Here is a 19,808-nt window from a genome sequence, read left to right as displayed (position 1 = left end):
GGGCCGGTCGAAGGCCGTCGGTGGTGGGCGCACGGGGGCCCACCCCCGGCGGCCCTCGCGTTCCCCGGATCGGTGGTTCAGCCCCCGGCGGCCCGCAGCCGGGCCTCGGCGGCGTCCAGCAGCAGGTCCAGGGCGTACGGGTAGCCGCTGCGGCGCATGTCGGCGGTGAGCAGGTGGGCGGTGGCCGCGATGTGGGGGTGCTCGGCGGCGTCGAGCCGGGCGTAGGAGGCCTGCCAGACCTCGAGGTCGGCGCTCTGGGCGGCGGACGGCAGGGCGAGGGTGGCGGCGTCCAGGGCGGCGAAGCCGAGGCTCTGGTCGACGAAGGCGTGGTAGATCCGGACGGCCTCCGGGTCCGGGAAGCCCGCCGTGCGCAGGACGCCGAGGATCGCCTCGACGGCGGCGATCTCGTGGGCGCGGCCGGTGGTGCGGTGGGCGGCGAGGATGGCGGCCTGCGGGTGGGCCAGGTAGCTGGCGTGGATGCGCAGGCCGATGGCACGCAGGTCGGCGCGCCAGTCGCCGGTGGGCCGCCAGTCGTGCTGGGCCCGGCCGATCAGCTCGTCGGCGACGGCGAGCAGCAGGTCGTCGGTGCTGTGGAAGTAGCGGTAGACCGCGCTCGGATCGGCCCCGAGCGCGGCGCCCAGCCGCCGCACCGTGAGCGCCTCGGCGCCGTGCCGGCCGATCAGCCGGATCGCGGTGTCGACGATCAGCTCGGCGGACAGCACCACACCCTGCTTGGTGGGGCGCCGCCGCCGCCGTTGCGGCTCGGGGACTACGCGGTCGGTCATGCGCCCGAGGTTATGTCAAGGATGCTGACACAAACCAGGGGTCGGGAGCGGAAGCCCGGCCTCAGTAGGAGACGGTGCGGCACGCGGCCGCCCGGGCGCCGAAGCCGCGGACGGCGGGGAGGCGCGGGAGGCGTGGGAGGCGGGTTCCGGGGCCGCGTCGGACGAGGGCCGGGAGCGGCGCGTACGGGCATTGGTGGGCAGGTCTGCGGCGCCTAGGATGCGATCATGGCTGACTCGGCACCCTCCACCGGCGCTCCCGGACCCCGCGATCCGGAGCTGGGCTTCCCGCGCCCCGGCGAGGTGCTGCAGCGGCTGCGCACCCAGCGCGGCATGTCGCTGCGGCAGGTGGCCGCCGAGTGCGGGCTGTCGGTCTCCTTCCTGGCTTCGCTGGAGCGCGGGGAGACCGACATCGCGCTGGAGCGGCTCGGCCGGCTCGCCCGGGTGTTCGGCCACGACGTCGGTTCCTTCCTGGGCTTCTCCCGGGGGCGGGCGACTCCCGCGCTGTTCCCCCGGGAGGGGCAGGAGGAGCTCCAGCGGGCCCCGGGGGTGGTCTACCGGGTGGTGCGCTCCCCGGAGCTCGGCTACCAGGTGGTCACCGGTGACTTCGCGCCGCACAGCGGTCTCGGCGAGGACCTCCAGCACGAGGGGTCCGATCTGATCACCATCACCCGGGGTGAGCTGGTGGTCCGTTACAACGGGGTGGACCACGTGCTGGGAGCCGGCGACAGCATCCAGTTCTCGGCCGGCCATCCGCACAGCTTCCGCAACGAGACGGACGAGCCGGCCCAGCTGGTGGGGGTCCTCTTCTCCAGCCTCTACTGACTTCCGGGCGTCGCCGCCTGCTCGCCAACTGCCCTACGGACAGCGGTCCGTGGGGCAGTCGGCGTTGCGGTCCCGGGATGTCGCCGCAGGGCCTGCCCGTCTCGACGTGAGCGATATTCTGCTCTACAGTGCTCTATATCGAACAATCGAGGAGATCCAGAGGAGCTCGGAGATGACGATGCCGACCCCGCCGCTCGAGGGCGCCGCGCGCGAAGCCGTCCCGGACGCAGGCCCGCCCGTGGGGACCGACGAGCGGCGGGGCCGGGGGACCGGCGCGGCCCTGCGTGTGGCGCTCGTGGTGGTCTGGAGCTCCGGATTCATCTCCGGCAAGCTCGGCCTGCGGCACGCCGCGCCGTACACCTTCGCGACCTTGCGGTTCGCGATCGCCGGGCTGGTACTGCTGGCGATCGCCGGAATCCGCCGGGAGTGCCTGCCCCGCGGGCGCCTGCTGCTGCACCTGGCGGTGGCGGGTGTGCTCGTCCAGGGCGTGCAGTTCTCCAGCATCTACATGGGCATGAAGCTCGGGGTGTCCTCCGGGCTCGCCGCGCTGGTCATCGCGCTCTACCCGCTGACCACATCGCTGCTGGCGGTGCCGCTGCTCGGTGAGCGGGTCACCCGCGGCCAGTGCCTGGGCCTGGTGCTCGGGCTGGGCGGCGTCGCGCTGGCCGTCGCGGACCGGATCGACCTGTCCGGCGGCTACCTGCTGGGCCTCGGCTTCCTGCTGCTGGGCCTGCTCGGCATCTCGTACGGCACCGTCCACCAGAAGCGCCACTGCGCGCGGATGGAGCCGGTGGGCGGCAACGCGGTGCAGCTGCTGGCCGCCGCGGCGGCGGCGCTGGTTCCCGCGCTGCTGGTCGAGGGCTGGTCCGTGGAGTTCACCGCCTCGTACTGGCCGGTTCTGCTGTGGACGGCGCTGATCAACTCGATCGTCGGCGTGGGCCTGCTCTACCACCTGCTGCGGCGGCACGGCACGAGCCAGGTCAGCAGCCTGTTCTACCTGGTCCCGATGTGCACCGCCGCCTTCGCCGCGGTGCTGCTCGACCAGCCGCTCGGCGTGCTGACCCTGGCCGGGCTGGTCCTCGCCTCGGCCGGCACCCTCCTGGCGAACCGTGTCCACCGCTGAACGGCGGGAGGGCCGGGCGCTCGACCCGGCCGGTCCGCGCCCTCCTCAGGCTCCGGCCGCCGCCCGGTGGGCCGTCTCCCGCTGGTCGGCGATCAGGTCCTCGATGTCGTCGGCGCAGTCGCCGCACCGGTGTTCGCTCCGGTGGCCCCGCGCGCCGCCCGCGCCGCCCCCCACCGGCGCACCGATCGATACCCCTCCCGCACCGTACGTCCACTGTGAGGCCGACCATCATGACCAACGTCGCCGTGCTCAACTACGGCCAGGGCCACGACTACCCCGGGATGTTCCCCGAACTCGCCGACAAGCTGCAGGTGTTCAGCCAGAACGAGCTCAAGAACACCGAGCGGCTGGCCCGTTACGAGTACGTCCCGTACTCCGACGCCGTCCCCTACGCGGAGCTGGCGATCCGCCGGCTGCACCGGCAACGGCCGTTCACCCACATCATCACCGACAACGAGTACGACCTGGAACGGGCCGCCCGGATGCGCGCGGACTTCGGCCTGGGCGGCCAGACCCCGGACAGCGCCCGGTCGTTCCGCGACAAGGCGGTGATGAAGGAGGTCGCCGGCCGGGCCGTGCCGACCGCCCGCTGGGCCCGGCTCGACACGGTCGTCGACCTCACCGGCTTCATCGAGGCGGTCGGCTACCCCGTGGTCGTCAAACCGGTCAGCCAGGGCGGCTCGCGGGACATCGCGGTGCTGCACGGGGACGAGGAACTGCTCGCCTTCGCCCGGCGGCGCTGGCGCGAGGACCTGATGGCCGAGGAGTTCGTCGACGGCCCGATGTACCACGTCGACGCGGTGCTCGGCGACGGCTACCGCTTCGTCGCCTCCTCCCGCTACCTGCGCAGCTGCCTCGGGGTCTTCACCGGGCAGAACAACGGCTCGGTCCAGCTGCACCCGGAGAGCGGGATGGCCCGGCGGCTGGAGGAGTTCCTCGACCGGACGCTGTCCGCCTTCGACGTCCCGCCGGTCAGCGCCTACCACCTGGAGGTGTTCCACACACCGGACGACGAGCTGGTGATGTGCGAGATCGCCTCGCGGGTCGGCGGCGACCGCATTCCGTGGCTCACCCGGGCCACCTACGGGGTGGACCTGCACACCTCGGTGCTGCGCCAGTCCGCCGGGCTGCCCGTCCAGCCGCCGCCGGCCGCGCCGCCGACCGAGGTGCACGGCTCGGTGTCCGTCCTGCCGCAGGGGCGGCCGGTACGTGCGCCGGGGCGGCCGCCGTTCCCGTGGGTGCGGCACTACCAGGTGAACGAGGAACTGGAGCCCGGGGCGGTCACCCTCTACAGCGCCTCGCACCTGTGCTTCGTGATCGTCGCCGGTGCCGACGCGGAGCAGGTCGAGGAACGGTTGTTGCGGGCCGAGGCCTGGCTGATGGCGAACCTGGAGGAGTGCTGATGCCGTACAGGATCCTGGTCAACGCGAAGAGCGACCCGGGCGGGCCGGGCTACCACCAGCGGTTGACCGGCGAGGAGCACTCCACGGAGGCGGTCAACACCGCGCCGGCTGCCCTGCGTTCGGCGGGCGGGCTGGTCTGACGGTGCGGCGCCGACCGCTGGTCAGCACTCTGGTCCGGCGTCCGACCGGTCCGCCGGGCCAGCCGTCCGAGTCGGGACGCTGGAACGGTTCCACCCCCTCCGGCCTGCGGTTTCACTCCCGACTGGAACGGCCGGCCGGAACGCTCCGGGGCCCGCCGCGGGCGAGTGCGGTCAGGACGGTGGTGCCGAGGGGGGAGCCGGGGGCGGCGAGCGCGTAGGGGAGGGAGAAGTGGTTGTGGGCGGGGGCGACGAGGTCGGTGAGAGGGGCGCGGGGGCGCAGGGCGGCGGCCATCAGGGCGTGTTGGCGGGCGTACTCGGCGGTCTCGTCGGCGCCGCGGGCGAGGACGACCGGGGGCAGGCGCGGCGGGAGGTGGTGCAGTGGGCTGTTGCGGTGGGCGGCGGCCGGGTCGAGGGCGAGCGCGTCGTTGACGTAGCAGAGGCGGACGGGTTCCAGGTCGTACATGCCGCTCAGCAGGGTGGCGCCGGCGATCGCGGCGGAGACGTCGGGCCCGTGGTGGGGGGTGCCGGGGACGCGGGGGAGGAGGGCCATGGCGGCGAGGTGGGCGCCGGCGGAGTGGCCGGCCAGGTGGAGGCGGTCGGGGGCGAAGCCGAGGGCGTCGGCGTGGCGGTGGAGCCAGTGGACGGCGCGCCGGACCATGGCGACCATGTCGTCCAGGCGGGTGGCGGGGGCCAGGCCGTAGCCGACGACCGCGACGGCGGCGCCGGCCCGGAGCAGTGGCGGGGCGGGGAAGGCGGAGTCGTCCTTGGACAGTTCCTGCCAGTTGCCGCCGTGGACGAAGACCAGGAGCGGGGGCGGGCCGGCGGGGCCGGCAGGGGCGGGGAAGTAGTCGAGGGTCTCGGCCGGGTGCGGGCCGTACGGGAGGCCGGTGAGGACGGGGTGGCGGCGGCGGGCGTTCGCGCTGTCCCGTGTGTAGCGGTCCAGGTAGGCCCGGAGGTCGGGGACGCGGTGGCTGGGGGTGTACTGGCGGTCGAGGGCCGCGCGGTCCATGCCCCGGTAGACGGGGACGGGGGCGCGGCCGGGTATGAGCGTCGGGGCCGGGCTCTCGGGCACGGGAGGTCGCCTCCGCGGTACGTCGGTGGAGCCGTCGGACGTGGAGCCGTCGGACGGTGAAGGGGCAAGGAGGTGAACGGGCAAGGAGGTGAAGGGGCAAGGCGGTGTCGGGAGCGGTCAGTCGAGGATGGTGACCGTCTGGTCGAGCGGAGCCCGGCCCACCCGGTAGCGGGGGGCGGCCGGGTCGGGGTGGCCCACGGAGAGGCCGCAGAAGAGCACGAGGGAGGCGGGCGGCGACAGGACGTCCGCGACGGTGCGGTGGTAGACGGACCAGGCCATCTGCGGGCAGCTGTGCAGCCCTTCGGCGCGCAGCAGCAGCATGACGGTCTGCAGGTACATCCCGAGGTCGGCCCACTGGGCCGGGCCCATCGACCGGTCGATGTAGCTGAACAGCGCGGTGGGCGCGCCGAAGCAGTCCCAGTTCCGGACGACGGCCCGCTGCCGGGCGTCCCGGTCCTCGCGGGGGATGCCGAAGGCGCGGTAGCGCTGTTCGGCGGCCTCCCGGCGCCGTTCCTGGTAGGGGGACTTGAGTTCGGGCGGGTACATCTCGAACTCGGGGTCGTCGCCCTGGTCGCCGGAGGAGGCGCGGGCGACGGCGAGCCGCTTGAGCCGTTCCAGCCGCTCCCCGGTGACCAGGTAGGTGTGCCAGGGCTGGAGGTTGGCGCCGGAGGGGGCGCGGGACGCGGCCGCGAGCACCCGTTCGAGCACCTCCCTCGGCACCGGTTGGTCGGTGAACCCCCGCACCGCCCGACGGGTCTCGACAGCCTCGTAGACGTCCACCAGCCGTGTCCTCACACCTCGCCCGACCGTTCCGGGGCCGCGTCCGGCACTGCCGGGCGTCCCGTTGCTGCAACGGTTCGGGCGCGGAGGAGGTGACGGCCGGGGGCCGAGGTCCCGCCGGACGGGTGTCAGCCGCCGACGGCGTAGCGGTCCAGGGTGCGGACGTACTCGGCGGCGCCCATCCGGCCGACCGACCCCAGCCGGTCCAGGTCGAGGTGGAAGCCGGTCTCGTCGACCAGCCCTTCCTCCGCGACGACGTGGACGACCTCGCCGATGACCACGGAGTGGTCGCCGACCGGCACCACCGAGGAGGTGCGGCACTCGAAGGCGAGCGGCGAGCCGTCGATGCGCGGCGAGCGGACGGCGTGGCCGGGCAGGGCGCGCAGCCCGGCCAGCTCGTACTCCGACTCGCCGTACGGGAGCGGTTTCGCCGTGGTGGTGGCGGCCTCGGCGTGCTTCTCGATCAGGACGTTGACGGTGAACTCCCCGGTGCCGCCCTCGGCGGGGAGGCGGGCGTTGCGGCAGGAGTCCTTCTCGGTGCCGTCGGCCCGCCGGCTGGCGCAGAAGAGCAGCGCCATCGGGGAGTAGCCCACGGCCGTGTAGTACGAGAAGGGCGCCAGGTTGACGGCCCCGCCGGGGGAGACCGTGCTCACCATGGCGATCGGCCGGGGGACCACGCTCCACAGCAGCAGGCGCTGGCGCTGGCGGGCGGTCATGGATGCCACGTCGACGTGCAGCATGGCTCGGTCGCTCCTACGGGCTTCTGGTGGGGTGGCGGTGAGCGGGAGGGCCGCTACACCGGGCTGGTGGCGAGCACCTCGGTGTGCGGGTTGCCGCGCAGCTGCCGCAGGTCGCGGAAGGGGAGGGTGATCCGGCGCAGCAGGTAGTCCTCCCCGGAGGTGCCGCCGGTGCCCTGCTGCCCGCCGACCATCTTGGTCACCAGGCCCAGGTGGGCCACCTTCCAGCGCCAGTAGCCGTTGCCCACGTCGAGCAGCGCCTCGGCGACCCGGTGCGGGCCGCCGCAGGCGACGCCGAGGCGGCAGACGTCGGCGGCGCTCAGGCCCTGCCGGTCGGCGTCGGCCAGGAAGGCCCGGTACAGCTCGCTCGTCTCGGTGCCGTCCTCCAGCAGCCGGCCGAGCACCCGGAACTGCTGCGACTGGGCGCCGCTGGCGGTGCCGAGGTAGGGCCGGAACCGGACGAAGTGCCGCAGCGGGAGGCGTTCCAGGACGATCACCTGCTCGTGCAGGACGCGGAGCAACTCGGCGGCCCGCTGGAGGAGTTCGACCCCGTCCTCGGCTCCGCCGGCCGGGTCGCCGGGGGCGTTCAGGAGGTCCCGGGCCAGCCGGAGGTCGGCCACGATCTGTTTGAGCCACAGCTCGCAGGACTGGTGGGCGACGATGAAGAAGTGCTCGGCCAGGGCGACGCTCCGGTCGGTGGACTCGGGGAAGCGGGTCTGCTGGAGCGAGAGCAGGGTGTCCATCTGGAGGTAGGTGGAGTAGGTCAGGTCGGTCATCGTCTCGGTGACGGCTTCGGTCATGGTCAGCTCCGCATCAGAGGGCCCGCGCCGGGCGCGGGGTGGAGTCGCCCGGGGTGGAGTCGCCCGGGTCGGCGGTGCTCGGGTCGGCGGTGCTCGGGGCCGGGAGGCGCGGTGCCGGGGCGGCCGTCGCGCCGGTGGCCGCCGCGTCGACGGTCACCGCGTCGACGGTCACCGCGTCGAGGAAGGCGGCGAGGTCGGCGAGGACGCCCTCGGGGTGCTGGAACAGGTGGAAGTGGTGGCCCTCGCGTTCGAGGAGGCTGAACGGCCCGGTGGTGACGGCCGCCCACTCGGCGACCAGGGCGCGGTCGACCAGCGGGTCCAGGGTGCCGTGGTGGCAGCGGACCGGGCAGGCCAGCGGCGCGGTCCGCGGCTCCACCCGGTACTGCTCGTGCGCGGTGAGGTCCGCGCGCAGGACGGGCAGGACGGCCTCCGCGAGCTCCGGCTCCTCGGGGAGGTCCGGGTCGATGCCGCCCAGGGAGCGGATCAGGGACCACAGGACCTCGTCGGACAGTCCGCAGGCCCGGATCCGTCCGGCCCGGCCGGGCGGCGGGCAGCTGGAGGCCAGCAGGCCGGCCGGCGGGCGCCCCAGGGTGCCGAGGGTGACGGCGGTCTCGTAGCCGACGAGGGCCCCGAGGCTGTGCCCGAACAGCACGGTGGGCAGCGGTGGCAGGCGCAGGAGTTCGGAGGCCAGCTCCGCGCTCAGCGCGCGCACGTCGGTGGACGGCGGTTCGCCGAAGCGGTCGCCGTGCCCCGGGTACTGCACCGCCAGTAGCTCGACGGTCGGGGGGAGGGCGGTGGACCACGGGCCGTAGCCGGCCGCGCTGCCGCCGGAGTGCGGGAGGCAGACCAGCCGTGCCGTGGCCGCGGGCGCTCGGACCAGTGTCCGCAGGCAGTGGTCGCGGCGGGTACGAAGCATGACGGAACTCCTCCGCTTCGGAGTACGGGTGCTTCGGCAGGTGTCCGCAATCTTTCGGCTCTTCCTCCCTGACCGGACCGGCCACGAAAGAGTTCTGACACAACTGAAAGAGATCCGACACAACTGGCGCGGGCCGGTTCGGGCCTCTGTGAGGATCCGGTCACCGGGCCCGTGCCGAGCACTGCACGCAGTGCGTTTCCCGTCTTCCGTGGGGTTTGTGGACGATGAGCCGAACCGTGACCGCCTCGCTCGACCTGACCGACTCACGCACCTTCCTGGCGCACGATCCCTTCGAGTTCTTCGCCGGGGTACGGGCGAACGAGCCGGTGTACTGGCACGCCGCCGCGGCCGACCGGCCGGGCTTCTGGGTGGTGGCCGGGTACGCCGACGTGGTCGCCTGCTACGGCGCCGCCGACGCGCTCGCCTCGGGCCGCGGCACCGTGCTCGACGTGCTCCTGCGCGGCGACGACTCGGCCGGCGGCCGGATGCTCGCCGTCACCGACCGCCCCCGCCACCGCGGGCTGCGCGCGCTGCTGTGGCGGGCGCTGTCGCCGAAGGTCCTCGACGCCGTGGCCCGCAAGGTCGAGCGGCGCACCGCCGGACTGGTCGGCGCCGCGCTCGACGCGGACACCGTGGACTTCGCGACCGACGTCGCCGAGCACGTGCCGATGAACACCATCTGCGACCTGCTGTCCGTCCCGGAGGCGGACCGGCCGGACCTGCTGCACTGGAGCAAGGGCGCGCTGACCGGGGCGGACGAGCTCGACTCGCTCGAGTCCCGCAACGAACTGGTGCTGTACTTCATGGACTTGGCGCAGCAGCGGCGCGAGTCCCCGGGCGAGGACGTGATCAGCACGCTCGCCACCGGCCTGGTCGACGGCGAGCCGCTGAGCCTGGACGACATCGCGCTCAACTGCTACAGCCTGATCATCGGCGGCGACGAGTCCTCCCGGGTCTCCGCCGTCAGCACGGTCAAGGCGCTGGCCGAGAACCCCGCGCAGTGGCGGGCGCTCCGGGACGGCCGGGTGGACCTCGACTCCGCCGTGGAGGAGGCCCTGCGCTGGGCCACCCCGGCGTTCCACTTCGCCCGCACCGCCACCCGCGACCAGCTGATCGGCGGCCAGGAGGTGCGGGCGGGGGACATCGTGTCGCTGTGGAACATCTCGGCCAACAACGACGAGCGGGCGTTCGCCGAGCCGCGCTCCTTCGACCTCTCCCGCTCCCCGAACAAGCACGTCGCGCTGGGCCACGGCGCCCACTTCTGCCTGGGCGCCTTCCTCGGCCGGGTCGAACTGCGGGCGCTGCTGGGCGTGTTGGCCGAGGCGGTGCGCGGCGTGGAGGTGACCGGGCCGGCCACCCGGATCCGGTCCGCCTTCCTCAACGGCTACAGCTCCCTGCCGGTGCGGCTGCTCCCGCGCTGAGCATCCCGGGCGGGGCCCGGGAACCGGAAACGAACGGAGAAGAGGGACAACCATGCGGGTGACGGTCGACCGACAGCGCTGTATCGGCTCGGGGATGTGCGTGATCACCGCGGACGAGGTCTTCGCCCAGCGGGACGAGGACGGCACCGTCCGGCTGCTCGGGGCGGAGGTGGCGGACGAACTCGGGGACCGGGTGCGGCAGGCCGCCCACCTCTGCCCCTCGCGGGCGATCACCGTCGGCGTCGGGCCGGAGGTGGAGCGGTAGCGCGCGCAGCGAGCCGGGGCGCCCCCGAGGGAGGCGCCCCACCGGCGTTCCCGGACCCTTCCCGGACCGCCCCCGCTACGCGGTGAAGGCGGCGAAGTCGACCGCGCCGACCCGCTCCGGGTCCAGCAGGATCTGGATCCGGGTGATCCGCCCGCCGCGCACCGAGAAGCCCATGACCGAGGTCGGCGCGCCGTCCCGGGTGACCAGGGCGCCGGGGACGCCGTTGACCAGCACCGGGAAGACCGCCACCCCGCCCTGGCGGAACAGCGAGGCGCGCCCCGCCACCGGCCGGGCACCGCGGATCGAGGCGGTGGCGGCGGCGAGGGCGGGCCCGCCGTCCGCGCGCAGCTCGACGTCCGGGTCGAGGACGGCCACCAGCCCGTCCAGGTCGCCGTCCCGGGCCGCCGCGAAGAAGGCGTTCACCAGCGTGCGGCGGGTCGCGAAGTCGCCGCCGGAGTCCGCCTCGCGCTCCTCCTGCACCCGGCGGCGCCCCCGGCTGGCGAGCTTGCGGGCCGCCGCCGGGGTCTTCCCGACGACGGCCGCGATCTCGTCGAAGGGCAGGTGGAACATGTCGTGCAGGACGAAGGAGACCCGCTCGGCCGGGGCGAGGGTGTCCAGCACGATCAGCAGGGCGAGGCTGACCGAGTCGCTCAGCAGCGCCTCGTCCTCCGGGCCGTTGGACGGCTCCTGCCCGACGACGACGTCCGGCAGGTGCACCCCGACCGGGTCCTCGGGCCGGGCGGCGCGGGAGCGGAGGATGTTCAGACAGATCCGGCCGATCACCGTGGTGAGCCAGCCGGCGAGGTTCGCCACCTCGTCGGCGTCGCTGCGGCTGAGTCTGATCCAGGTCTCCTGGACGGCGTCCTCGGACTCCGCGTGCGAGCCGAGCATGCGGTACGCCACGGCCCGCATGTGCGGCCGGTGCCGCTCGAACTGCTCTGCCAGCCGGTCGTGGTCGGGCACGGTCACATTCCTCGGTCGGGAGGGGTCATCACTACGGGGGCGGCGAGCCGCCCCCGTCGTTCGTGGACCTTACTTGGAGCGCGGGATGATCACACTGGGTATCACACATATCACACGACTCCGGAGGGGCGAGAGGCCATGACCCTCTCCCTCACGGAGTCGCGACGCCGGCGGCTGACCCTGTTCGCGATGTGCATGGCCACGTTCATGACCTCGCTCGACCTGACCATCGTGAACGTGGCCCTCCCGTCGATGCAGAGCGAACTGCACATGGGCGCCGCCGAGCTGGAGTGGGTGATCAGCGCGTACTCGCTGAGCCTGGCCGCGGTCATCCCGGCCAGCGGAGCGCTCGGCGACCGGTACGGCCGCAAGCGGATCTTCCTGACCGGGATGGTCGTCTTCTCGATCGGCGTCGTCGCCTGCGCCGTGGCCTGGAACGCGCTCTCGCTGATCGCCTTCCGGGCGGTGCAGGGCCTGGGCGGGGCCGCGATGCTCGCGCTGGGGCTGTCCATCATCACGGAGACCTACCCGAAGGAGCAGCGGGCCTCCGCGATCGGCGCCTGGGCGGCGATCGGCGGCACCGGCTTCGGCGCGGGCCCGGTCGGCGGGGGCATCCTGCTGACCTTCTTCGGCTGGCAGTCGGTCTTCTGGATCAACCTGCCGTTCGCCGCCCTGGGCATCGCCTGCACCTTCCTGGCGGTGCGGGAGTCGCGCAACCCGCAGGCCCGCCGGCTCGACGTGCCGGGGATCGTGCTCAGCGCGCTCGGGCTGGTCTGCCTCACGCTCGGCTTCGTCGAGTCCGCCGACCACCCGTGGGGCTCGGCCGTGGTGGCGTTCCCGCTGGCGGCCGGGGTGGTCCTGCTGCTGGCCTTCCTCGGGTGGGAGCGCCGTGCCCCGCACCCGATGATGCCGCCCGCCCTGCTGCGCGCGCGCAGCTTCGCGAGCGCCTCGGGGATCTACCTGCTGTGCTACGGCGGCATGAGCGGCGCGCTGTTCTGGGTGACGCTGTACTTCCAGGACGTGGCGGGCTGGTCGGTGCTGCGCACCGGGCTGTCGTGGCTGTTCATGAACATCCCGTTCCTCACCATGGCGCAGTTCGGCGGCCGCCTGGACTCGCGGTTCCGCTCGGTGACGGTGGCCGTCTCGGGGATCCTGCTGGCCGCGGTCGGGGTGTTCCTGCTCAGCCGGGCCGGGACCACGCCCTTCGCGGTCAGCGCGCTCGGGTACGTGCTGTACGGCGGCGGGTTCGGCACCTTCGTGCCCGCCGTGACCCACGTGGCCATGCGGGACGTGCCCCCGGGGGCCTCCGGCGCCGCCTCGGGCGTGCTGAACGCCTCGCGGCAGATCGGCAGTTCGGTGTGCCTCGCGGTGCTGGGCGCCGTCGGCGTGAACTCGGCGGTCTCCGCCTGGCAGGAGAAGACGGCCGGGCTGGACGGGGCCCAGCGGGCCCAGGTGCTGGAGCGGTCGCGGGAGGTCGGCGGCGGCCGGCTGCACACGGTGGTGGAGGCGCTCGGCGAGCCGTTCCGGCAGCCGGCCGTCGACTCCTTCCTGCACGGCTACCAGCTGTCGATCGGGATCGCCGCCGCGGCCACGGCGGTGGCGGCCGTACTCGCCTGGGCAGGGTTCCGGCAGCGCGCCGGACAGCTGCCGCCGGCCCCGGAGCCGGCCCCGGAGTCGGGTGCTCCGGAGCCGACCTCTGCGGAGCCGGCCGGACCCCGACCGGCGGGCGGTTCGTCCGCCGACGAGGTGACGGTGGCCGGAAAGGGTCTGCGCCCCCGTCCGTGACCCATGTCACGCGGGTGCGCGGATAGAGCTCGGGCAAGGTAGGAGGTGGTCCGAACCACCGGTACGTCGCGCCCGCTCCCGGATTCCAGGGGGGCGGGCACGGCGCTGCCGAGGGCCGAGTGCCCAGCAGCAAACGTGTGCTTACCAGTCGGTGAACGTGTGCAACCGGGCCTTGCGGAGCCCCGCCCCGGCGGGAGGCCGCGGGCCCGGCCGTGAGCCGCGCCGGGCGTCGATTCCCACTGCCTTCGGGGCGGTTCGTACGAGAAAGCAAGGAAAGCCGAGACTGCCTTTTTCTCTGACGAGGGAGACACCCTTGAGCAAAGGTGTCACGTTAATACGATGGCCCATCGAGGCGGACAAACGGAATCACTGCCGAAAGGCGGGAATTCCCTGCCTGCTCGTCGTGGAGGCCGGCAATGACGCTCCCGTGTGCGTCGACCCCGGGGAGGACTGGATCAGGTCGCCGGCCCCGCGCGGGGACGTCGAGGCGCGCATCCAGGCGCTGTCCCAACGCGTGTACGGGCGCAGGGTCCCGACCGTCGATTCCACCGGGGTGCTCTGCTTCGGCGGCAACTCGGTCGCCATCTCCACCACCCAGGTGGGGATCATGGAGGAACTCGTCGCCCACTACGGCGAGGTGGTGTACCGGGCCGAGCTGGAGCAGCAGGTGGTCCGGGCCACCGGAGCGATCTCCAGGAACGCCCTGGACCTGCAGATCATGCGGCTGCGGAGGCGGATCTCCGAGGTCGGCCTCTGCATCCGGACGGTGTGGGGCCGCGGCTACATCCTGGAGGCGGACGGCCTGTGACCGGCGGCGCCGACCGCGGCTGACACCCCGCGCGGGCGGCACACCGCGAAGCCCGTACGCCGTACAGCCGGCACGCCGCCACCCCGGCGTGCGGCCGGTGCCCTCTGCCCGTACCTCACACGGGCAGAGGGCGTCCCGCCGGGCCGGGCTCAGGAGGCGTCGAGCGAGGCCTGGACGTCCGGGGTGATGTGCGGGTCGGCCTTGTCGATGCTCCAGGTGCCCGCGGTGTACGCGGGGATCTCGGCGACGGCCTCCGTCATCGGAACTCTCCTTCGAACGGTCGTGAGTCACAAGCCCCGCGGTGCGCGGGTCATCAGTACGACGGACCGTGAACCCGGAAGGTGACCGATGGATCAGCGCCAACTGCTGGCGGAATTCTTCGAGGAGAGCCGAACGGCGCTGCTGGGGCTCGCGTACCGCATCCTCGGCTCCCGGGAGGAGGCCGAGGACGCGGTGCAGGAGACCTGGCTGAGGCTGGACCGCGCCGACACCACGGCGGTGCGCAACCTGCCCGGCTGGATCCGCACCGTCGCCTCCCGGGTCTGCCTGGACGCGCTGCGCAGCCGGTCGGGGGGCCAACAGCGGTGCGGGAGCGAGGAGTTGACGCACACCTGCGGCCCCGGCGCGGAGGCGGACCCGGAACAGGAGGCGCTGGCGGCCGAGTCGGTGGGCCTCGCGCTGCGGGTGGTCCTGCACGCGCTGAGCCCGGCCGAGCGGGTCGCGTTCGTCCTGCACGACGTCTTCGGGGTGCCCTTCGACGAGATCGGCGCGCTCCTCGACCGCAGCCGGACCACCGCCAAGAAGCTGGCCAGCCGGGCCCGGCAGAAGGTGCGGTCCCCGCTGGAGCGGCACCCGGTGGAGCCGGAGCGCCACCGCGAGGCGGTGGCGGCCTTCCGGCTCGCGGCCGCCACCGGGGACACCGGGCTGATCGCCGCCGCCCTGGCGCCCGACGTGGTGCGGGCCGCCCCGGCCCCGGCTCCGGCCCCCGCCCGGCCGCCCCGACCAGCGCGGGCGGAGCGCCTCTTTCGCAAATCTTTTTCCGCCGAACGGCCCGGCCGGGGCCCGTGCCAGAGTCGGTGTGCGGCGGCCGAGGACCAGGCCGCGCACCAGGACGTACGCCGTGACCAGGACGTACACCGTGACCGAGGACAGCGCGACCGTCGGCTCCCGACGGGACGCCAGGAGGTTCCTCCCCATGCCCCCCACGCCCATGACGGGGGCCGGCGGCCGCACGACGGCCGGACCGGTCTCCGCGACCGCGTTCAGAACCCTGATGGCGGGCTTCCCCGCCGGCGTCGCCGTCATCACCGCCGCAGACGAGGCCGGCCGGCCGTACGGCACGACCTGCACGGCGATCTCCAGCGTGTCGGCCGACCCGCCCACCCTGCTGGTGTGCATGCAGCGCTCCAGCCGTACCCTCGCCGTCCTCGAACGGAGCGGCGGCTTCGCGGTCAACCTGCTCGACGACCGGGCCCGCGCCGTCGCCGAACTCTTCGCCGCCCGGGGGCCCGACCGCTTCGAGCACGTCGGGTGGACCGCCCGCCCGGACTGGGCCGGCCCGCACCTCGACCGGGCCGCGCACTCCGTCGCCGACTGCCGGATCACCGGCTCGGTGACCGTCGCCGACCACGTGGTGCTCTTCGGCGAGGTCTACCGGGCCGCCGCGGCGGACGACGGACGGCCGCGGCCGCTGGTCCACGGACTGCGCGCGTACTGGTCCCTCGGCGGCCGCGGCGCCCTGCCCGACGCACCACCGGACCCGACCACGGAGGCCCAGAGATGACGACCTACGGAATATCCCTGCTGCCCGACACCCCGCCGCTGGTGCGCAGCGCCGAGGAGTACTACGGCAACCTGCTGGCGGTGTCCGAACTGGCCGACGACCTCGGCCTCGAGTACGTCAAGATGACCGAGCACTACCTGCACGCCTACGGCGGCTACTGCCCCGACCCGCTCGCCTTCCTCTCCGCCGTCGCCGCGCGCACCAGCCGGGTGCGGCTGATGACCGGCGGCATCCAGGCCTCCTTCCACCACCCGATCCAGCTCGCGGCCCGCACCGCACAGCTCGACGCGCTCAGCGGCGGCCGGCTGGACGTCGGCTTCGCCCGCGCCTTCCTGCCGTACGAGTTCGACGCCTTCGGCATCGACCTGGACAGCAGCAAGGACCGGTTCCGGGCGGTGGTGGACGCGGTGGTGCGGCTGTGGACCGAGTCCCGGGTGAGCGAGGACACCCCCTTCTTCCGCTACCGGGACGCCGACTCCCTCCCGCTGCCCACCCAGGACCCCCACCCCCCGGTGTGGGCCGCCGCGCTGATCACCCGCTCCAGCTTCGAGTGGATCGGCGACTCCGGCTACAACCTGCTGATCGCCTCCGCCCCCAGTCGCGAACAGGTCGGCCAGGTACGGGAGATGATCGACCTGTACCGGCAGCGCTTCGCCGCGGCGCCGAAGAACGCCGGCCGCCGGCCCCAGGTCGCGATCAGCGTCGCGCTGTACCTGGCCGACTCCGACGAGGAGGCCGTGGCGGAGGGCAACGCCGCGCTGCGCCGGCACTGGGACACCTTCGGCGCGGCCGCGGAGTCCTGGCGCGAGCGCAGTTCGACCTCCTACCAGGGCTACCGCGAGGCCATGGTCGACAAGCACCAGGCCGGCCCCAGCGAGGCGGCGGGCCTGGCGGTGATCGGCTCCCCGCGCAGCGCGGTCGAGCAACTGCGGCGCATCGAGGCCGAGTTGGGGACGGACGTGGTGCTGTTCCAGCTCGACTACGGCCAGCAGTCGCTGGAGAGCATGTCGCGCAGCCTGAAGCTGTTCGCCACCGAGGTCCGCCCGCGGCTGGGCGAGGCGCCGTGACCGCGCCCGTCCGTACGGCGGCCGCACCCGCGGCCGCGCGAGCCCGTACGGTCGCCGAACTGTTCGAGGAGCAGGCGGCGCTCCGCCCAGAGGCGACGGCCGTGCTGTACCGGGACACCGCGCTCGACTACGGCCGGCTCAACGCCCGGGCCAACCGGCTGGCCCGGCTGCTGATCGACCGCGGCGTCGGCCCGGACCACCTGGTGGCGCTGGCCGTGCCGCGCTCGCCCGAGCTGGTGGTGGCCCAGCTGGCCGTGCTCAAGGCGGGCGGCGCCTACCTGCCGCTCGACCCCCGCTACCCCGCGTCCCGCAAGGCCTTCATGGTGCGGGACGCGGCACCGCGGCTGCTGCTGCGCACCGCGGCCGCCCGGCCCGAGGGCGTGGAACTGGACGAGGTCGTGCTCGACTCCGCGGAGTGCGCGGCGGCCTGCGCCCGGTACGGCGACGGGAACGTCCGGCAGGACGAGCGCCTGGCTCCGCTGTCGCCGCACCACCTGCTGTACGTGATCTACACCTCCGGCTCCACCGGCACCCCGAAGGGCGTCGCCGTCCCCCAGGAGGGCGTCGCCGACCTGGTCGCCACCCAGGCCGAGCACCTGCGCCCGGCCCCCGGCGAGCGGGTGCTCTCCTGGGCCTCGGTCAGCTTCGACGCCGGGTTCTGGGACCTCTCGCTGGCCCTGCTGCACGGCGCCGCCCTGGTGGTCGCCGACGACGAGGACCTGCTGCCGGGCGACGCCCTGCACGGGACGCTGGCCAGGCACGCGATCGACCACGCCACCCTGCCGCCCGCCGCACTGAGCGTGACGGACGGTCAGAACGTGCTCCAGGGCGGCACGGTGACCTCCACCGGCGACGCTTGCACCCCCGCACTGCTGGGCGCCTGGGCGCCCGGGCGCCGGATGTTCAACGGCTACGGCCCCACCGAGGTGACCGTCGGCTGCACCCTCGCCGGGCCGATCGACGCGGCGGACGGGGTCGACATCGGCGTCCCCTGGACCGGGGCGCGGGTGTACGTGCTGGACGAGCGGCTGCGGCCGGTGGCCGACGGCGCGGAGGGCGAGCTCTACCTGGGCGGCTCCGGGCTGGCCCGCGGCTACGTCGGCCGCCCCGGGCTGACCGCGACCCGCTTCCTGCCCGACCCGTTCGGTCCCCCCGGCGCCCGGATGTACCGCTCGGGCGACCGCGGCCGGCGCACCGCCGACGGCCGGTTCCACTTCGCCGGCCGGGCCGACGGGCAGGTCAAACTACGGGGCTTCCGGGTCGAGTTGGGCGAGATCGAGGACCGGCTCACCCGGCAGCCCGACGTGGACCTGGCCGCGGTGCTGGTACGGGGCGGACAGGCCGACGCGCGCCTGGTCGGCTACGTCACCCCGAGCCCCGGCGCGGCCCTCGACCCCGCGGCGCTGCGCGCCCGACTGGCCGACGCGCTGCCGGAGTTCATGGTGCCGGCCCGGATCGAGGTGCTCGACGCCTTCCCCACCACCCCGAACGGGAAGATCGACCGCGCCGCCCTGGACCGCACCGCGCCGGACCGTCCTGCCTCGGACAGTGCGACCGGATCCGATGGCGGCGCGGACCCCGGTTCCCGGGAGGAGCGGCTGTACCGCACGATCGCCCGGCTGCTCGACCTGCCGCGGGTCGAGCCGGAGGCCAACTTCTTCGACCTGGGCGGCAATTCACTGCTGGCGGGGCGGCTGATCGGCGCGCTGCGCGAGGAGCTCGGGGTGCGCGTGCCGATCCGCTCGGTCCTCGCGGCACAGGACCTGCGGGAGATCGCCCGGGCCCTGCACGGGTGACAGACCACGAAGGGCCGCCCGGCGGGACCCCGCGCGGCGCGGCGAGGAAGGGAGATTCCGTGACCATCGACGACGCGACCGGTTCCGCGACCGGGTCCGCAACCGATTCCGCCGGCGACCCCGCCGGCGGCTCCGCGACCGGGCAGCTCACCCGCTTCCCCATCCTGAAGGAGCCCGCCTGCCCCTTCGACCCGCCCTCCGCCATGCGCGAGCTCGGCGCCGGCCCGGTCCGGGTCCGGCTCTGGGACGGCAGCACCCCCTGGCTGGTCACCGGCTACGACCTCGGGCGCAAGCTCCTGGTCGACCCCCGGGTCAGCGCCGACTCGACCAGGTCCGGCTACCCGCACTTCGACCTGGGCAGCCGCGAACGGCGCAAGGACGGCCGCTCCTTCGTCGCCCTCGACGACCCCGAGCACGCCCGCCAGCGCCGGATGGTCTCCCCGCCCTTCGCGATCCGCAACATCGACGCGCTCAAGGACGAGGTCGCCGACATCGTCAACGGGCTCATCGACGAGTTCCTCACCCGGCCCCGGCCCGCCGACCTGGTCGGCGGCCTCGCCTTCCCGACCTCCACCAAGGTGATCTGCCGGATGCTCGGCGTCCCGTACGCCGACCACGAGTTCTTCCAGGACGAGAGCACCCGGATGCTGCACCGGGACAGCTCGCCCGACATGGTGGTCGGTGCCCAGGAGGCGCTGCGCGGCTACCTGCGGGAGCTGATCGACCGCCAGCTGCGCGAACCCGCCGACGGCCTGATCTCCGAGGTGATCGAGACCCAGGTCCGCCCCGGCGCGCTCAGCCCCGAGCAGCTGTCGTACATCTCCATGACGCTGCTGGTCGCCGGCCTGGAGACCACCGGGAACATGATCGCCCTCGGCACGCTGGCCCTGCTGCGCAACCCCGAGCAGCTGGCGGTGCTGCGGGAGGCCGACGACCCGGGCGTGGTCAACCGCGCCGTCGACGAGCTGCTGCGCTACCTCAACATCTCGCACTCCGGCCGCCGCCGGGTCGCCCTGGAGGACATCACCGTCGGCGACGTCGTGATCCGGGCCGGCGAGGGCATCATCCTGACCAGCGAACTGGCCAACCGGGACCCGGACAACTTCCCCGACCCGGACCGCCTCGACATCACCCGGGACGCCGCGCACCACCTGGCGTTCGGCTTCGGCCCCCACCACTGTCTGGGCCGCCCGCTGGCCGTCCTCGAACTCCAGACCGTCTACGGCACGCTCTACCGGCGGATCCCGACGCTGCGCCTGGCCATCGACTTCGCCGACGTCCCGTTCAAGTACGACGGCGTGGCCTACGGCGTCCGCGAGCTCCCGGTCACCTGGTAGCGGCG

At 73.9% G+C, this 19,808-nt stretch carries 19 protein-coding genes and 1 pseudogene; 13 read left to right on the top strand and 7 right to left on the bottom strand.

From position 1 onward, the window contains the following. Positions 1-77: 77 nt before the first annotated feature. Positions 78-785: a TetR/AcrR family transcriptional regulator gene (locus ACFVXH_RS05945; RefSeq protein ID WP_049649218.1), complete on the bottom strand. Its 708-nt coding sequence runs from the start codon at positions 783-785 to the stop codon at positions 78-80. Between the two features lie 225 nt (positions 786-1,010). On the opposite strand from ACFVXH_RS05945, the gene ACFVXH_RS05940 reads away from it, so the two are divergent. From ACFVXH_RS05940 to ACFVXH_RS05925, 4 genes are all read left to right on the top strand, one after another. Continuing rightward, complete coding sequence (locus ACFVXH_RS05940; RefSeq protein ID WP_387820474.1) at positions 1,011-1,607, top strand: cupin domain-containing protein; 597 nt, start codon at positions 1,011-1,013, stop codon at positions 1,605-1,607. A 172-nt stretch (positions 1,608-1,779) separates the two neighbouring features. Beyond that, complete coding sequence (locus tag ACFVXH_RS05935; RefSeq protein ID WP_387820472.1) at positions 1,780-2,730, top strand: DMT family transporter; 951 nt, start codon at positions 1,780-1,782, stop codon at positions 2,728-2,730. A gap of 230 nt (positions 2,731-2,960) precedes the next feature. Continuing rightward, complete coding sequence (locus ACFVXH_RS05930; protein ID WP_387820470.1) at positions 2,961-4,133, top strand: acetyl-CoA carboxylase biotin carboxylase subunit family protein; 1,173 nt, start codon at positions 2,961-2,963, stop codon at positions 4,131-4,133. Further along, positions 4,133-4,273, top strand: a complete 141-nt coding sequence (locus ACFVXH_RS05925; RefSeq protein WP_380739606.1) for a hypothetical protein — start codon at positions 4,133-4,135, stop codon at positions 4,271-4,273. Before ACFVXH_RS05930 ends, ACFVXH_RS05925 begins: the two co-directional genes overlap by 1 nt. A gap of 112 nt (positions 4,274-4,385) precedes the next feature. On the opposite strand, the gene ACFVXH_RS05920 is transcribed toward ACFVXH_RS05925, so the two are convergent. From ACFVXH_RS05920 to ACFVXH_RS05900, 5 genes are all read right to left on the bottom strand, one after another. Continuing rightward, a complete protein-coding gene (locus ACFVXH_RS05920) occupies positions 4,386-5,345 on the bottom strand; it encodes an alpha/beta hydrolase (protein WP_387820468.1) in 960 nt (319 codons plus the stop codon). Positions 5,346-5,462: 117 nt separating this feature from the next. Next, entirely contained in the window at positions 5,463-6,125 is a 663-nt protein-coding gene (locus ACFVXH_RS05915) for a nitroreductase (RefSeq protein ID WP_049649215.1), read from the bottom strand. A 128-nt stretch (positions 6,126-6,253) separates the two neighbouring features. Beyond that, a complete protein-coding gene (locus ACFVXH_RS05910) occupies positions 6,254-6,865 on the bottom strand; it encodes a flavin reductase family protein (RefSeq protein ID WP_380739610.1) in 612 nt (203 codons plus the stop codon). 53 nt (positions 6,866-6,918) lie between these two features. After that, entirely contained in the window at positions 6,919-7,662 is a 744-nt protein-coding gene (locus ACFVXH_RS05905; protein ID WP_387820465.1) for a tryptophan 2,3-dioxygenase family protein, read from the bottom strand. Positions 7,663-7,675: 13 nt separating this feature from the next. Further along, positions 7,676-8,578: a thioesterase II family protein gene (locus tag ACFVXH_RS05900; RefSeq protein ID WP_387820463.1), complete on the bottom strand. Its 903-nt coding sequence runs from the start codon at positions 8,576-8,578 to the stop codon at positions 7,676-7,678. Positions 8,579-8,802: 224 nt separating this feature from the next. Between ACFVXH_RS05900 and ACFVXH_RS05895 the strand changes: the two genes are divergently transcribed. Further along, positions 8,803-9,999 (top strand): cytochrome P450, encoded by a 1,197-nt coding sequence (locus ACFVXH_RS05895; RefSeq protein WP_387820461.1) that lies wholly within the window; start codon positions 8,803-8,805, stop codon positions 9,997-9,999. 52 nt (positions 10,000-10,051) lie between these two features. After that, positions 10,052-10,264, top strand: coding sequence for a ferredoxin (locus ACFVXH_RS05890; RefSeq protein WP_049649205.1), 213 nt, complete (start codon positions 10,052-10,054; stop codon positions 10,262-10,264). Positions 10,265-10,339: 75 nt separating this feature from the next. On the opposite strand, the gene ACFVXH_RS05885 is transcribed toward ACFVXH_RS05890, so the two are convergent. Beyond that, the gene (locus ACFVXH_RS05885) at positions 10,340-11,227 is read right to left on the bottom strand and encodes a sigma-70 family RNA polymerase sigma factor (RefSeq protein WP_074004396.1); all 888 of its coding nucleotides are present in this window, start codon (positions 11,225-11,227) and stop codon (positions 10,340-10,342) included. A 138-nt stretch (positions 11,228-11,365) separates the two neighbouring features. On the opposite strand from ACFVXH_RS05885, the gene ACFVXH_RS05880 reads away from it, so the two are divergent. The 7 genes and pseudogenes from ACFVXH_RS05880 to ACFVXH_RS05850 all read left to right on the top strand — a co-directional run bounded on the left by ACFVXH_RS05880 (position 11,366) and on the right by ACFVXH_RS05850 (position 19,803). Continuing rightward, positions 11,366-13,012 carry an MFS transporter gene (locus tag ACFVXH_RS05880; protein ID WP_387820458.1) on the top strand — a complete coding sequence of 549 codons (1,647 nt, stop codon included), beginning with the start codon at positions 11,366-11,368 and terminating at the stop codon, positions 13,010-13,012. 427 nt (positions 13,013-13,439) lie between these two features. After that, the gene (locus ACFVXH_RS05875) at positions 13,440-13,820 is read left to right on the top strand and encodes a winged helix-turn-helix domain-containing protein (RefSeq protein ID WP_198959425.1); all 381 of its coding nucleotides are present in this window, start codon (positions 13,440-13,442) and stop codon (positions 13,818-13,820) included. Between the two features lie 348 nt (positions 13,821-14,168). Beyond that, positions 14,169-14,600, top strand: a pseudogene (locus ACFVXH_RS05870) (sigma-70 family RNA polymerase sigma factor); the annotation flags it as partial. A 415-nt stretch (positions 14,601-15,015) separates the two neighbouring features. Then, the gene (locus tag ACFVXH_RS05865; protein WP_241853013.1) at positions 15,016-15,603 is read left to right on the top strand and encodes a flavin reductase family protein; all 588 of its coding nucleotides are present in this window, start codon (positions 15,016-15,018) and stop codon (positions 15,601-15,603) included. Continuing rightward, complete coding sequence (locus ACFVXH_RS05860; RefSeq protein WP_049649200.1) at positions 15,600-16,670, top strand: LLM class flavin-dependent oxidoreductase; 1,071 nt, start codon at positions 15,600-15,602, stop codon at positions 16,668-16,670. The genes ACFVXH_RS05865 and ACFVXH_RS05860 overlap by 4 nt, the downstream gene beginning before the upstream one ends. Next, positions 16,667-18,466 carry a non-ribosomal peptide synthetase gene (locus ACFVXH_RS05855; protein ID WP_387820456.1) on the top strand — a complete coding sequence of 600 codons (1,800 nt, stop codon included), beginning with the start codon at positions 16,667-16,669 and terminating at the stop codon, positions 18,464-18,466. The genes ACFVXH_RS05860 and ACFVXH_RS05855 overlap by 4 nt, the downstream gene beginning before the upstream one ends. Positions 18,467-18,627: 161 nt before the next feature. Beyond that, a complete protein-coding gene (locus ACFVXH_RS05850) occupies positions 18,628-19,803 on the top strand; it encodes a cytochrome P450 (protein ID WP_387820610.1) in 1,176 nt (391 codons plus the stop codon). The last annotated feature ends 5 nt before the right edge of the window (positions 19,804-19,808 follow it).

It is taken from the genome of Kitasatospora sp. NPDC058184 (assembly GCF_042883725.1).
GTDB lineage: Bacteria > Actinomycetota > Actinomycetes > Streptomycetales > Streptomycetaceae > Kitasatospora.
This window is presented reverse-complemented; position numbering and strand designations above follow the sequence as displayed.

What these genes read in the sequence shown, in the direction of transcription:
- ACFVXH_RS05945 (WP_049649218.1), bottom strand. Translation starts at nt 785, where the DNA reads ATGACCGACCGCGTAGTCCCCGAGCCGCAACGGCGGCGGCGGCGCCCC.
- ACFVXH_RS05940 (WP_387820474.1), top strand. Translation starts at nt 1,011, where the DNA reads ATGGCTGACTCGGCACCCTCCACCGGCGCTCCCGGACCCCGCGATCCG.
- ACFVXH_RS05935 (WP_387820472.1), top strand. Translation starts at nt 1,780, where the DNA reads ATGACGATGCCGACCCCGCCGCTCGAGGGCGCCGCGCGCGAAGCCGTC.
- ACFVXH_RS05930 (WP_387820470.1), top strand. Translation starts at nt 2,961, where the DNA reads ATGACCAACGTCGCCGTGCTCAACTACGGCCAGGGCCACGACTACCCC.
- ACFVXH_RS05925 (WP_380739606.1), top strand. Translation starts at nt 4,133, where the DNA reads ATGCCGTACAGGATCCTGGTCAACGCGAAGAGCGACCCGGGCGGGCCG.
- ACFVXH_RS05910 (WP_380739610.1), bottom strand. Translation starts at nt 6,865, where the DNA reads ATGCTGCACGTCGACGTGGCATCCATGACCGCCCGCCAGCGCCAGCGC.
- ACFVXH_RS05905 (WP_387820465.1), bottom strand. Translation starts at nt 7,662, where the DNA reads ATGACCGAAGCCGTCACCGAGACGATGACCGACCTGACCTACTCCACC.
- ACFVXH_RS05900 (WP_387820463.1), bottom strand. Translation starts at nt 8,578, where the DNA reads ATGCTTCGTACCCGCCGCGACCACTGCCTGCGGACACTGGTCCGAGCG.
- ACFVXH_RS05895 (WP_387820461.1), top strand. Translation starts at nt 8,803, where the DNA reads ATGAGCCGAACCGTGACCGCCTCGCTCGACCTGACCGACTCACGCACC.
- ACFVXH_RS05890 (WP_049649205.1), top strand. Translation starts at nt 10,052, where the DNA reads ATGCGGGTGACGGTCGACCGACAGCGCTGTATCGGCTCGGGGATGTGC.
- ACFVXH_RS05880 (WP_387820458.1), top strand. Translation starts at nt 11,366, where the DNA reads ATGACCCTCTCCCTCACGGAGTCGCGACGCCGGCGGCTGACCCTGTTC.
- ACFVXH_RS05865 (WP_241853013.1), top strand. Translation starts at nt 15,016, where the DNA reads ATGCCCCCCACGCCCATGACGGGGGCCGGCGGCCGCACGACGGCCGGA.
- ACFVXH_RS05860 (WP_049649200.1), top strand. Translation starts at nt 15,600, where the DNA reads ATGACGACCTACGGAATATCCCTGCTGCCCGACACCCCGCCGCTGGTG.